The sequence below is a fragment of the Enterococcus sp. 9E7_DIV0242 genome (genome assembly GCF_002140975.2).
In the GTDB taxonomy this organism is placed as follows: domain Bacteria; phylum Bacillota; class Bacilli; order Lactobacillales; family Enterococcaceae; genus Enterococcus_L; species Enterococcus_L clewellii.
In genome coordinates this window covers 3,153,613-3,165,881 of the sequence record NZ_CP147247.1, presented here as the reverse complement: position 1 = coordinate 3,165,881, position 12,269 = coordinate 3,153,613, and the positions used below count along the sequence as shown (strand labels likewise).

Annotated in this window: 14 protein-coding genes; 3 read left to right on the top strand and 11 right to left on the bottom strand. The window is 38.6% G+C overall.

Going from position 1 to position 12,269, the window contains the following annotated elements:
- Positions 1 to 95 precede the first annotated feature (95 nt).
- The 5 genes from A5888_RS15060 to A5888_RS15040 form a co-directional block, all read right to left on the bottom strand.
- Entirely contained in the window at positions 96 to 557 is a 462-nt protein-coding gene (locus A5888_RS15060) for an S-ribosylhomocysteine lyase (protein WP_086348841.1), read from the bottom strand.
- Positions 554 to 1,216: a class I SAM-dependent methyltransferase gene (locus A5888_RS15055; RefSeq protein ID WP_086348840.1), complete on the bottom strand. Its 663-nt coding sequence runs from the start codon at positions 1,214 to 1,216 to the stop codon at positions 554 to 556. The genes A5888_RS15060 and A5888_RS15055 overlap by 4 nt, the downstream gene beginning before the upstream one ends.
- Before the next feature lie 2 nt (positions 1,217 to 1,218).
- Positions 1,219 to 2,364, bottom strand: coding sequence for a cystathionine gamma-synthase (locus A5888_RS15050; RefSeq protein ID WP_086348839.1), 1,146 nt, complete (start codon positions 2,362 to 2,364; stop codon positions 1,219 to 1,221).
- A 1-nt stretch (position 2,365) separates the two neighbouring features.
- A complete protein-coding gene (locus tag A5888_RS15045) occupies positions 2,366 to 3,298 on the bottom strand; it encodes a PLP-dependent cysteine synthase family protein (protein WP_086348838.1) in 933 nt (310 codons plus the stop codon).
- 419 nt (positions 3,299 to 3,717) lie between these two features.
- The gene (locus A5888_RS15040; RefSeq protein ID WP_086348837.1) at positions 3,718 to 4,650 is read right to left on the bottom strand and encodes a helix-turn-helix transcriptional regulator; all 933 of its coding nucleotides are present in this window, start codon (positions 4,648 to 4,650) and stop codon (positions 3,718 to 3,720) included.
- A 160-nt stretch (positions 4,651 to 4,810) separates the two neighbouring features.
- On the opposite strand from A5888_RS15040, the gene A5888_RS15035 reads away from it, so the two are divergent.
- Positions 4,811 to 5,302, top strand: a complete 492-nt coding sequence (locus A5888_RS15035) for a cysteine hydrolase family protein (RefSeq protein WP_086348836.1) — start codon at positions 4,811 to 4,813, stop codon at positions 5,300 to 5,302.
- 65 nt (positions 5,303 to 5,367) lie between these two features.
- Here the strand turns inward: A5888_RS15035 and A5888_RS15030 are convergent, their stop codons facing one another.
- The 3 genes from A5888_RS15030 to A5888_RS15020 form a co-directional block, all read right to left on the bottom strand.
- On the bottom strand, positions 5,368 to 5,493 hold the full coding sequence (locus A5888_RS15030; RefSeq protein ID WP_283160588.1) for a hypothetical protein: 126 nt from the start codon (positions 5,491 to 5,493) through the stop codon (positions 5,368 to 5,370).
- Positions 5,474 to 6,676 carry a TPM domain-containing protein gene (locus tag A5888_RS15025; protein WP_339101671.1) on the bottom strand — a complete coding sequence of 401 codons (1,203 nt, stop codon included), beginning with the start codon at positions 6,674 to 6,676 and terminating at the stop codon, positions 5,474 to 5,476. Before A5888_RS15025 ends, A5888_RS15030 begins: the two co-directional genes overlap by 20 nt.
- Positions 6,677 to 6,994: 318 nt before the next feature.
- A complete protein-coding gene (locus A5888_RS15020) occupies positions 6,995 to 7,732 on the bottom strand; it encodes a recombinase family protein (RefSeq protein ID WP_339101670.1) in 738 nt (245 codons plus the stop codon).
- 463 nt (positions 7,733 to 8,195) lie between these two features.
- On the opposite strand from A5888_RS15020, the gene A5888_RS15015 reads away from it, so the two are divergent.
- Both A5888_RS15015 and A5888_RS15010 read left to right on the top strand, forming a co-directional pair.
- Positions 8,196 to 8,762 (top strand): matrixin family metalloprotease, encoded by a 567-nt coding sequence (locus A5888_RS15015; RefSeq protein ID WP_339101669.1) that lies wholly within the window; start codon positions 8,196 to 8,198, stop codon positions 8,760 to 8,762.
- A 4-nt stretch (positions 8,763 to 8,766) separates the two neighbouring features.
- The gene (locus A5888_RS15010; protein WP_339101668.1) at positions 8,767 to 9,585 is read left to right on the top strand and encodes a hypothetical protein; all 819 of its coding nucleotides are present in this window, start codon (positions 8,767 to 8,769) and stop codon (positions 9,583 to 9,585) included.
- A gap of 209 nt (positions 9,586 to 9,794) precedes the next feature.
- Here A5888_RS15010 and A5888_RS15005 read toward each other — a convergent pair whose 3' ends face one another.
- The 3 genes from A5888_RS15005 to A5888_RS14995 all read right to left on the bottom strand — a co-directional run bounded on the left by A5888_RS15005 (position 9,795) and on the right by A5888_RS14995 (position 11,816).
- Positions 9,795 to 10,100, bottom strand: a complete 306-nt coding sequence (locus A5888_RS15005) for a recombinase family protein (RefSeq protein ID WP_249274461.1) — start codon at positions 10,098 to 10,100, stop codon at positions 9,795 to 9,797.
- A 269-nt stretch (positions 10,101 to 10,369) separates the two neighbouring features.
- Positions 10,370 to 10,882 carry an AAA family ATPase gene (locus tag A5888_RS15000; RefSeq protein ID WP_086348831.1) on the bottom strand — a complete coding sequence of 171 codons (513 nt, stop codon included), beginning with the start codon at positions 10,880 to 10,882 and terminating at the stop codon, positions 10,370 to 10,372.
- Between the two features lie 307 nt (positions 10,883 to 11,189).
- Entirely contained in the window at positions 11,190 to 11,816 is a 627-nt protein-coding gene (locus A5888_RS14995) for a FusB/FusC family EF-G-binding protein (protein ID WP_086348830.1), read from the bottom strand.
- Positions 11,817 to 12,269: the final 453 nt, after the last annotated feature.

Sequence of the window (12,269 nt, the reverse complement as noted above, 5' to 3'; positions counted from 1 at the left end):
TCCTTCCGTTCAAAGAATGCGCGCATTTCTATAAAACTACCTTAGAAGCACGCTCACTCTCTTCGCTATCAAACCTACTAGCGCTTCTACCAAAACTAATCGGCGAACACATTGCCCCATTCTTCACGCTGATCCAGAAATTCTTTTGCCAACGCTTGAGCGCCTTCTAGCGTATGGCTCGCTGCCCAGCCGCACTGAACAGGATTGCTCGCCGGTACTTCTGTTGCTACCAATACATCTTTCATCGTCGCTTCTAAAACGTCCATAACCTCATCGATATTGTCATGATTCAGTACAGTTAAGTAAAAACCTGTTTGGCAGCCCATTGGTGACCAATCTACAATATAATCTGCATGATTACGAATCAGTTCTGCTGTCAAATGTTCCAAGGAATGCAATGCTGCCATTTCCATGTGCTCTTTGTTCGGTTGCTTCAGACGAACATCATATTTCACGATCAAATCGCCATTAGCTCCCGTTTTTTTATCCGCTACGCGGATATATGGCGCTTTTACCTTCGTATGGTCCAAGTTAAAACTTTCAACATTCATTTTCATAGTAAATTTCCTCCACTCATATTTTTTGCAATGACCAGCCAAACAAAACGGTTCATTTGACGGTACATTGTCTGAAATCTATTCTCGGTAAAATGCTCTTCCAAGTCTGCAATCAGCGGATAATATTCCCGCTCTAAATCTGCTGCAAGATTTTCTTCTCCCAAGGATTTCTTCTCTGTCAAAAGTTTAACATAAGTATCTTGAGATAGAAACATAGTATCCCCGAATATGATCTTCCCACCCTCTGGTAACAACTGACTATAGCGTTTGATAGCACGCTTTTTTTCAGCATCCGTCAAGTGATGAAATACCAAGTTTGATACAATCGTGTCTATCGCTTCCGGTAATTCAGGAAAATTCTCCATATCTCCGTCAAAAAAAGTAATATCCTTCAGCGCTTTTTTACCCTGAGCGAGTTTTCGCATTTCAGGTGACGGTTCTACCGGATAAACCGTTTTTCCCGCAGCAACCAACTTTTCTGTCAAATTGCCTGTCCCGCTCCCAAACTCTAATACAACTTCTCCCGAGGCTTTGGTGATTTCATCAAGTATCTCCCAGTAATTCGCAAATACTTCCTGATATTCCGGATTCCCGCCATTGACCTCATTATCGTATACTGCTGCCCATTTTTCAAAAATCGGCATAAATTCTAGTCCCATACCTAGACACCCGCCTTTTCAAATGCCTGTTTAATATCTGCTAAGAGATCCTCTACATATTCGAGTCCCACAGACAAACGAATCAGCCCGTCCTTGATTCCTGCCGCTTCTCTTTTGTCCTTTGGAATAGAAGCATGCGTCATGACTGCCGGCACTTCTACCAAACTTTCCACACCGCCTAAGCTTTCTGCTAAAGTAAATAGTTGCAGCGCTTCGACAAAAGCAATTGCTGCAGACTCATCCTTTAATTCAAAAGAAACCATCCCGCTGAATCCACTCATTTGTTCTTTCGCCAGCTTATACCCTTTATTACTGACCAGCCCAGGATAATAAACACTGGCAACCGCTGTTTGGTTCTCTAAAAATTCCGCAATAGCCAGTGCATTGCGTTGATGTTCCTCCATCCGAACCCCCAGTGTTTTGATTCCTCGTTGCATCAACCAGCTATCCTGCGGACCTAAAACGGCACCGATCGCATTTTGCAAGAAAGCCAGCTCTTGCGCAAGTTGACTATTATTTGTTGTCACCAAACCAGAAACAACATCGCTATGTCCACCGAGATACTTGGTCCCACTGTGAATCACGATATCGGCACCTAATGCCAATGGCTGCTGAAAGTAGGGTGTAGCAAAGGTATTGTCCACCATTACGATTAAATTATTCTTTTTGGCAAGTGTCGCTGCAGACTTGATATCTGTAATCTTAAGCAATGGATTGCTAGGCGATTCTATATAGAGACCTTTGGTATTCGGTCGTATATTTTTTTCAATAGTCGTTAAGTCGCTTGTGTCGATAATCGTATACTCCAATCCGTTTTTAACGAACACCTTTTCGAAGATACGGAAAGTGCCACCATACACATCATCCCCCATCAACAGATGATCCCCTGGCTCAAACAAGGATAAAACGGCATGAATTCCTGCTAATCCCGAACCGAAGGCGAAGCCCTGTACACCGCCTTCTAAATCTGCGATCAATTCCTCTAATGCGTGACGGGTCGGATTGCCCGAACGAGAATATTCATACTCTTTTGGTTGCCCGACCCCATTTTGCTTGTAAGTCGATGTTTGATAGATAGGCACGCTAACAGCACCTGTTGTTTGATCTTCTGAAATACCACCATGAATGAGTTTCGTATTGATATGCATATTAATAATCCTCCCGTGAATAAATATTTTTTGATAGATAACGATCGCCGGTATCAGGAAAAATCGTTACGACCTGACTGCCGACTGGTAATTGCGCAACTTCTGTCAATGCCGCAGCCATCGCAGCACCTGACGAGCTTCCCACTAACAGACCATGTTCTTTCGCCAGCTTTCTCGTCAGGGCAAACCCCTCAAAATCACTGATTGTGGCATAGCCAGTAATAGGCAAGTCCTCAAGAAATGTTGGTAAAAACTCCACCCCGATGCCTTCGATTTCATGGCTGTGACTAACACCGCCACTTAAAATCGAGCCTTCCGGTTCGACACCGATCAAACGAATCGCCGGGGTTCTTTCTAAAAGATAGCGGGCCACTCCACTAAAGGTCCCGCCGCTACCGATCCCTGCCACAAAGCTGGTAATATCATCGCCAAGATCAGCCGTCAACTCAGGGGCAAGCAATTGATAATACGCTGCTGGATTAGCAAGATTGTCAAACTGCAACGGCAAATAGCTGTTTGGGTATTTTTCTTTAAGTCTTTTAGCCTCAGCAATGGCGCCAATAATCCCTTCCTCTGTGGGTGTATGAACGATTTCAGCTCCAAGAGCCCGCATCAGCGCTTGCTTTTCTAAGCTGAACTTTTCCGGCACAACAAAGATTGTTGATAAGCCAAAAGCTAAAGCGGCAATGGCGATACCTATGCCCGTATTGCCGGCAGTAGGTTCAATAATCGTCGTTTCTTGTGTTATTTTGCCACTAGCCAGACCTTCGTTGACCAGATAGACCCCTAGCCGATCCTTGATGCTGCCACCGGGATTTAAATATTCCAGCTTAGCATAAACAGCGGACCCTTCAGGAATTTCAAGAAACTCACGATGTGTAAAACGAATAATCGGTGTCTGGCCGATCGCTGCTTGAATAGAATCAATAATCATGACAAACTCCTTTAACAAATTTTTGGAAAACAAAAAAGGCGCTGACTATTAATCAGCACCTTGCATTTCTACTCGGTTGACACCAGAAGACGGAACACTCCTACTCCGGGCATCAAAATAAGCGAAAAATTGGGCAGTTAACAGGCATGACAAAACGGTATGCTGCTTTTTAGCACCATACAACAACAGCAAGATTCAATTACAAAATAATTGCTGAATGTCATGTCAATTCCCTCCAAGTTTTTTGGCTCTTATATTGTTGTAAAGGTTAACACAGGGATAAAATCCTGTCAAAGATAAAACTCTGTTGACTATCCCCTCTGATTTAGTAAACAGACGCTAACCTCTCATACATTGCTTAGCCGTAAACAAAAAAAGACACGCAGACTATACTTTGTCTTTTCCTCTCATTCCATGTATCACTCTTCATAGAGAGTCGCTATATCATGGATTCTGCGTATCATTTCTGTACGGATCGATGCCGGCTCCAAGCACTCACATTTATCCCCGAAGCTGAACAAAATATTATAGTAATAATCATTCTCTATAAAAGGGAACCGAACAATGTAATGCTCCTCATCATCTGGCGTAAAATTTTCATAGGCGCAATAATCAAGCACCCTATCTACGACGGACTCATGAACGCGAATCTTGATTTCTGTTTGCATGGCCGCCAGCCTATCCGCAAATTCCAGCTGCGGTTTTTGATACTCTCTCGGTATAAAAACCTCTTTTTGCAGCTGCAGGTTTGACATACGTGATAGCCGGAACAAACGAAAATCCTCTCTCTCATAGCAATACCCATGAAAATACCAGCGACTATTTTTCAATACAAGCTGATAAGGCTCCGCTGTGCGTGTCGTTTTATTCCTATGACGGTCTGCATAGTCGAACGAAAGCAATCGGCTTTTCTCTAACGCTTCTTTGATCATTTCTAAATAGGGACGTGTATCTCCATTCCCCAGCCATGGACTTAAATCAATCTGTAGTTGGTTCGCTTTCACCTCAATATCTTTCGCTTTGTCCGCCGGGACAAAGCTCTTTACCTTTGCAAGTGCATGTACCAGCTCATCGCCTTGCACCATGTTCGAAAGACTGGAAAGTCCCATCAAAAGAGCCGAAAGATCCGTCGTCGAGAATACTTTTTTATCGACCTTGTATTGTTGCATGACCTCAAAACCGCCGCCAACCCCCGGCACTGAACGAACAGGGATACCAGCTAAGTTGATAGAATCTATGTCGCGATAAATCGTGCGTGGTGAAACTTCAAACTTATCCGCCAACTCCTGTGCGCCTACACGCTCTTTATCAAGAAGGATCATGATAATGCTAACCAGCCGTTCAATTTTCATCGGATAGCCGCCTTCCAAAAATTTATTTGTTTTATTATATGATTGTTGCCATACTGATGTCAACAATTGCCAGGTATACTAAGAGTATAAATAAATCAAACGAGACGAATCGTACGAAAGAAGTCATTTTACTCGTGTTCATAAATTAGGAGGAGACAGTATGAAAAAAGAAGCTTTAGTAATCATTGACATTCAAAACGATATCACAAAAAATTACAAGGAAATTATTGATACTATCAATACTGCCATTGATTGGGCAGTCGCTAAGGATATGCCCATTGTCTATATCAGGCATGAAAATTTATCTGCCGGTACACGTACATTTAAAACAGGTACTCATGGTGCTGAACTAGCTTCTGATTTGAAGGTCGTATCAGAGAATGTTTTCACCAAATATAAAGGAAATGCACTAACCAGCGAAGAATTCTCACGCTTTATTAGTGACAATGAAATCACTGACTTCATCATAACCGGAGCAGATGCCGTGGCTTGTGTTAAATCTACCTGTTACAACATGCGAAAAGCAGGGTATGGCGTCACTGTCCTACGTGATTGCATCACGAGCTATGATAAAAGAAAACTGGACGAGATGTTGCGCTATTATGAAAGTAAGGGTAGTGTGATCAGCGAGTTGAATGAATTGGTTGGTTAGACTATGAAACGCAGTGGGAAAGATCCACTGCGCTTTTTTTGTTGTGAAGTGTCGTATGATTTGAATTACATATTTGCTTGAATAATAGTCCTGATCCCTAAAGAATCTCGAGGGTTGATACTATTGATCTCACCATCATTCGTCCAATCGGTTGCTTGAGCATAATCACTGTTACCAACCTCCAGAAGCACCTCCCCCTCCGGATGAGCCACCTCCAAACGAATCACCAGATGAGTTACTATCACTAGATGAATTATAGGAAGTATAATCACGCGTAATTATGGCGCCCGTCGAATCATAGAGATAATTGCCTACTAAAATGTTTTTTCCTTTACGTACAGCACCGGTATGTTTTGACATGATTCTTCCAGTATCGATCCTTGCTTTAAGTTTGCGAACTGAGAAAATGAAAGGAGTCCCCGTAAGATATAAGAAATAAATATCATCCTCTGACAGTTGATTCATTTGCTTTCTTAACTTCTTGGTTTTTATAAAAATTAAAACACTGCTTACTAAAAAGAGCAAACTACAGACAACTAAGAAAATAATGACTTCTGTTGTGCTGTTCAATTCCTCCTCTGCATTCTTTATCTTCAAATCATATTCAGGAGTAATGGAACCAAGTCGACTATATAATTGATCCAGAATCCGGTTGATTCCCGTATCATATTCTTCATCTCTAAAGTCAGACACTGTCTCTTCATTTTCGAGGATAGAACCTGCTTGTGCATCCGTCATTGTTGCTTCTAAACCATAGCCTACCTCGATCCTTGTCTTACGATCATCAATTGACATCATAAATAAAACTCCGTTATTTTTATCAGCTTGACCAATACCTAATTGATTAAATAACTCTGTAGCAAACGATTCAATCGTTGCAGACTTAGGTAACGATTGAATCGTTACGACCATTAATTGCTGCCCATCTTTAAATTGTGAAAACTCTTTGTTCATCTGATAAACTTTACGCTTCGTTTCATTTTTTAACACCTTCGCATTATCTGAAACGAAAATATTCTTTCGATCGATCAATAATTCTTGGCCACTGATCGTTACAGTGTAACTATCTTTTGAAGTTTGCCAGTCGTGTGTGAATTCTTCTTGACTTTCCTCAAATTTTTTCAGAAAATCATCCGTCATTGAAGGCTGGCGTTTTTCTCTAAGTAACGAACGCTCTTTTTCTAGCTCAGCTACCTCTTCTTTTGAATCAATGTAATTCGATACCCCTACCAATGCCACTAAAAATAGTAATAATGAAAGTGACATTCCTATAATTAAATAAATCCATGCACAAATATAGCGTTTATTGAATCGTTTTTTATAGCGATCATACCATGTTGATGCAGCAGCTCTATCACTAGTAGTGTTTCCCATTCGTTTCCACCGCCTCCATAAGATGTCATGTCGTCCTTTGTTATTATTATATCTGATTTCTTTTCAGTTTGACGTTTATATAACAATAAAGCGTAAAAATTTCAATAATCTAAATAGCAATTACATGCCTTCTTTAAACGTACGATCACACTCTCTACATTTCTTCGATATCATTCATCAACTATTCTAATTTCACCTCCGTTATCCATCTCGTTATAACGAACAAAATAAGAAGACAACAAAAAACGCCAGTCCAACAAGGTATAAACCTTATTAAATCAGCGTTTTACAGTCAAAAAAATATGTATAATTGCAAAATTAGTTATCTTTTTTAGACGTTCGATATAAAAAGTAATGGTAAATGGCTTCAATAAAAATTTTACCATATATAACTAGTGTTTTAAAGGGCCATTTTACAAGCTTTCGGCGCTTTATACCGCTGTCTTTGACGGTTTTGTAGATTGAGCTTTCACTAACCTTAAGGCGCTTAGCTATAGTTCTTACTGGTATTGAGTTCAATTGGTATAGCTCCAATATTTGTCGTTTCTTTTTATCTGGAAGGGCGGACTTACCTAGTATAGCAACGTTTTCATTAGCTTTTCTTAGCTCTTCTTTAGTCCTAAAGCGTATATTATTATCTAGCTCAATTTCTGCCACATAGCCAAGAACCAAGCATAGTAAGCGTCCTGTTAGTGAATCGGTTTCAATGTTTTCTTGCAAGGAAATGAGCTTTATATTGTGCTGGTTTAGTTCGTCGATAATGTTTGCCAACGTTAACATTATTCTGGCTAAGCGGTCTAGTTTGTAAATCTGTAATGTTACAAGTTTGTTCTGTCCTGATAGTTGTTTGGCTAGTGATATGGCATTTGTCAGTTCTGGACGATTATCATTATCTCCACTTTGTTTTTCTGAAAAGATAATATCACAATCTTTTAAGCTGTCTAGCTGGACTGAAAACCCTAAATTTTGATCTAGGGTACTCACTCGAGCATACCCGATTTTGACCTTGTCTAATTTCTTCAGTTCCTTTATTTTCTTTCTTAGCTGTTTTTCCATGTTGTTTGCCTCCGTATATATTATTTTGCCTTACATATATATGTTATATGGAAATAGGAAAAAGAAAAAAAAGATCTCCATTATAGTACTGTAATGTACTACATAGTTTTTTAGATATGATTTTACTAATACCTTTTTTCTCCTTCACCTTTACATAAGCCTCATGTATGGGGAATAAATAGAAAACCAACACGAGACCTTAGAGGTATCTGAACAATTATACTTTCCATGTTTTTTTATCGATAATTTTTATATTCATTCAATAGCCCTATCATCATAGACAAAAACTCTATTTTTTTTGAAAATTTATACAAAAATAAAATATACTTTAGTATGACTAAATGTTAATATAAAAGTACATTAAAGCGTGTTTTGCATTTTAATTATCGGTTTTGCATTTTATGAATAAGTCGAAAGGAAAGAAAAAAGAAGTTTGGATGAAAAAATATTGGGAGCGATGAGAATGAAAAAATATGTATTAACTATCGTACTTTTGTTATCAGCAGTATTGTTTGTTTCAAAAGTAGAAGCAACAAAGCCACCTAAATTTGGAGGAGTGCTGTCACAAGGTGTTAGAAACGTTCGTTATTATATTTCACCAAGTGCTAGCAATTTTACTGGTGATATTGACAATGCGAAACATAATTGGATGTATACTGGTTGGGATAATCCAATATATATGTATAAACAAGGAAGCAACTACGGTACAAATATTGATTGTTATGGTTATACAGACTCTAGAAGTGGTGTCGGTGGATATGTAGAATTCTTTGACGGTAGCGACCGACCGATAGCAACAGGAGGGGCTGCACCGAATAGAAATTATTATTATTCTATTTTGAGATTAAACCAACACTATAAAAATAATTCATATATGAGAGATAGGATTCCACGCCATGAAATGGGACATGCACTAGGACTAGCTCATGTTAATGATAAAAGCAGTATTATGTACCCAACTGTTGAAGGTGGTCCACGTAAAGTAGACAGAGATGCTAGTAATAAAATTACAGATATTTATGGATGGTGAAAAAATGAAGAAGATGGTAATTATTAGTTTGTTTTCTGCCCTCATGTTAGCTGGGTGCAATAATCAAACCTCAAAAGAGAGTAGTACCAATAAAACTGATTCAAGCAGTTCCTCGGAAACAATAGACTCAACAGAAGAAGTTAAAGAGGACACTAAATATTATTCTTATTTAGATGAGATTGATCGTTCTACTGTTCAAAAATCCGTTATTGAGTCATTTACGATGTATGATAAAACAGACCCTAAAAAGCTACAAGAAATGAGTAGTGATGTTTTTATAGCGAAAGTTATATCTATCGACAAGGCCGATGTGGATGCAAATATTGCTAGCGTCGAAAGCGACAATCTTATTCCTGACACCTACGGCAAGTTAGAAATTCTAAAAAGCTTAGAAGGCAATGCTACAGGGGAAGTTCAGTTTATCCGATCAGGAGGTATTATTAAAGAGAAAGAAAGATATAAGAATGCCCCAGAAGACGAAAAACAGAAACACAATAAATTGAGAGCTCAAGCCGGAAAGAGTCCTATTGATAAAAGTGAAGAATGGATTGAAGTAAGAGAAGAAGGCGATATTGAGCTTAATGCTGGAGAAACATACCTGTTTTTTGCAACTTATGACGAAGAACGACAAGCCTACTTTTTAACAGGCTTTGAGTATGGAGCCTTGTTGTTAGAAGATGAAAAACAACCAATTGAAGAAGTGCCTACAGAAGAAAATGAAATTGGAAAAACTTGGGAAATCAAAAATGAAGCCACTGGAGAAGAAGAAAATCTAGGCGAGTTTTTAGAAAAAGAGTTAGAGATTGATGTAATAGAAAAATAATCAAGTAATCTTTTTTATTTTGAAAGCTAATTGATCTTAAGATGCATACAACAAAAAACTTTGGAGTACATATATTCCAAAGTTTTTTGTTGTAGGTTGTTCTATTGGGCTTTTTCTAAGATTGAATAGGGGCGTGTTCTTTTTATTATTTGTAATTTTCTACTTTATGTTTCAGCATTTAACTGTCCGATTTTATCATAGTCTATTTACTAAAACCGTAAAAATCCATTTTCTGGGTTGTAGTCACCTAAACGATACTCACCACTGTCTAGCGTGATTAGTTTTGCTTGGTTTAGTTCAATCTGACTATGAATTATTTGTGTTACTTCTAAAAAGTTTCGGCTGATTCGATAAATATTCGTAACAATGATTTTGTCTATTTTGCCAGTTTTTAGGTCGTCTATAAGTTCCTTGAATGCCGGACGATCTAAGTTTGCCTCACTTTGATTATTATCTATATAATGCTTGAAGTTTTGAATACTATTTTCTTCACAGTAGCTATTTAGCTTGGTCATTTGTTTATCTATTGCTTGTTTGTAGCCAGTTGCTGAGCGACTATATAAGGCAGTTAATTTATTGTTCGACTCTCTTTGGGCTATAGGTTCTTCATTTGGACTGCTGAGCAACTGGTTAGCTTTAGCCTAACAGTTTTTCCTGCCAGTCCAAATGAGGTGATTGTAAACAACAAATACTTAGAATAGCCCCTATTCCACTTACAATAGAAGCCCGTAAAATAAAAGTTTGCTTATTCCATTCATTTTCGATAAATCATTCTCTAAAAAACTTAGGTATATACCTTATCCATTATTATCTGAGCCGTTTCCTCCGGCAATATCGTTTCGTTGTTGATTTTTTCATCTATAGGTATCGCTTGGAAGGCTTCAAGAATCTCATCTACTTTTTCTGCTCCCCAAGTAAACTCCGCCAGAGATCGTTCCTTCAATCGCTTAAGAATCGCAGCCTTGCTCACTTCCAATTGAAAATGATGCATCGTCATATTCGATTCCTTTAGACCCTTGAAGATTTCATCATACCTCAGTTGTTTATAAACCGTCATGGGAACGATGATATCTCCCTCATACTCTTGATAGATTTTCTTTAACATATGTATGTTCCATTCTCGCCATTCCTTATGCTCTTGAAAATCACTTTTTCGTAACTGTTCTGGTAAATTATGCTGTAGAAAAAGTCCAATGTTCTCCGGGTCGTAAATATAAGAATGGGCAATCTTAGTATGTAAAATTTCTGCTACAGTTGTTTTACCGGAGCCAAAAGCACCGTTTATCCATAGAATCAATTTAGTTCTCTCCTTCCTGTACTGAAACTGACGATATAAAAAAAGGGGCTGTGACATTAGTATGCCCCAACTCCAAGAATCCGAATAAACGGTGTTCCCAAAGCAGCTTCTTCGACAATAAGTCGAAAATTCACAAAAATTTGTGGAACAATTTTCGGAATTTCCGGCTTATTGCTTGAAGCTGAGCGCTTTTGTCACAACCTCTTTGGATCGTACTTAAAATCATCAGCCGTTTGGAATACTGGCTTACTAATACTACAGACAGGCGCTTAGTTTTTTAACGAATTCTCAGGCTCTCCATTTGTAGTTATTTAGATAACGTATGATAAAAATCATAAAGAGCATCTAAGCTCGTCAGCTGTTGGTTGCACGCCTGACTGTCCGTACACACGTAGTTACCCTTTTTGGTATAGGTTCCATCTCCCGAGCTCTTTGTCGTAGACAGAAACATCGCTACATTCCCAATGTGATTGCAGATAGAACATACATTTTTGATGACCTGCGGAGACATGACCCCATAAATCCCAACTAATTTTTCTTCATAAAAAAGTGTGATGTACTTTCTTTGCGTGCCGATATCATCCCAAGCCAGATAACTCGTTTCTTTTAAATCATACTCCTCTAGTTTAGGGTATTTCAGTTTCTTTACCTTTTTAAACGACTTCTCGATTTGCTTAGCAGAAACAGTTGGAAAAGGTACGATATGCTCTCTCAGTTTTTCATAAATCTTGACCGCTCTGGCATTCGTCAGCTTTACATCCATGTACTCGTCATAAATTGACTCATGAAGAGCTTTCCCTAAAATCGGTTCGATCTTTAAAGTGACCATCGCCTGAGATGTTTTGACAACTTGTTTATCATTGACAGTCTTATATATATTGATTAAATTCGTAATTTCTTGTTTAACTTCGTTATATTGATAGGGTTGTAACATGTTATTTTCCTTCTTTCTTTTACTAAATAAATGATACTTCGAAGAAAAATAATCGTTTATATCAAAGTATCATCGATTGGATGAACCCTCGATATGTACTAAAGATGATGTTCTCATCTCAACCACCTCCTAACCTTAGGAATTATACTCCTTTTTATTTTCGTAGTAAAGAAGCTGAACATTGATGGAGATATTTCGACGTGCTTAGGGGAACACCCGAAGATACTTCAGACCGTAATCGTCCCCCGTTGGTGCACTCGAAAGTGCAGTGAGAACTGTAGACATCAGTACCTCGCTCTTTCATTGTAGGCCTCGTTGCAGATTTTGCTAAGTAGCTGACTCATCCCTCTATCATTTGATGTCGTACCGCTTTTTAAAACGACAAAAATTCGGCTTTTTCGTGCTTTTTGTGAGTGACCAGACTATAATGAACATAATTACGAGGAGCGGAGG

What these genes read in the sequence shown, in the direction of transcription:
- A5888_RS15015 (WP_339101669.1), top strand. Translation starts at nt 8,196, where the DNA reads ATGAAAAAATATGTATTAACTATCGTACTTTTGTTATCAGCAGTATTG.
- A5888_RS15050 (WP_086348839.1), bottom strand. Translation starts at nt 2,364, where the DNA reads ATGCATATCAATACGAAACTCATTCATGGTGGTATTTCAGAAGATCAA.
- A5888_RS15060 (WP_086348841.1), bottom strand. Translation starts at nt 557, where the DNA reads ATGAAAATGAATGTTGAAAGTTTTAACTTGGACCATACGAAGGTAAAA.
- A5888_RS14995 (WP_086348830.1), bottom strand. Translation starts at nt 11,816, where the DNA reads ATGTTACAACCCTATCAATATAACGAAGTTAAACAAGAAATTACGAAT.
- A5888_RS15020 (WP_339101670.1), bottom strand. Translation starts at nt 7,732, where the DNA reads ATGGAAAAACAGCTAAGAAAGAAAATAAAGGAACTGAAGAAATTAGAC.
- A5888_RS15035 (WP_086348836.1), top strand. Translation starts at nt 4,811, where the DNA reads ATGAAAAAAGAAGCTTTAGTAATCATTGACATTCAAAACGATATCACA.
- A5888_RS15005 (WP_249274461.1), bottom strand. Translation starts at nt 10,100, where the DNA reads ATGACCAAGCTAAATAGCTACTGTGAAGAAAATAGTATTCAAAACTTC.
- A5888_RS15025 (WP_339101671.1), bottom strand. Translation starts at nt 6,676, where the DNA reads ATGGGAAACACTACTAGTGATAGAGCTGCTGCATCAACATGGTATGAT.
- A5888_RS15055 (WP_086348840.1), bottom strand. Translation starts at nt 1,216, where the DNA reads ATGGGACTAGAATTTATGCCGATTTTTGAAAAATGGGCAGCAGTATAC.
- A5888_RS15010 (WP_339101668.1), top strand. Translation starts at nt 8,767, where the DNA reads ATGAAGAAGATGGTAATTATTAGTTTGTTTTCTGCCCTCATGTTAGCT.
- A5888_RS15045 (WP_086348838.1), bottom strand. Translation starts at nt 3,298, where the DNA reads ATGATTATTGATTCTATTCAAGCAGCGATCGGCCAGACACCGATTATT.
- A5888_RS15040 (WP_086348837.1), bottom strand. Translation starts at nt 4,650, where the DNA reads ATGAAAATTGAACGGCTGGTTAGCATTATCATGATCCTTCTTGATAAA.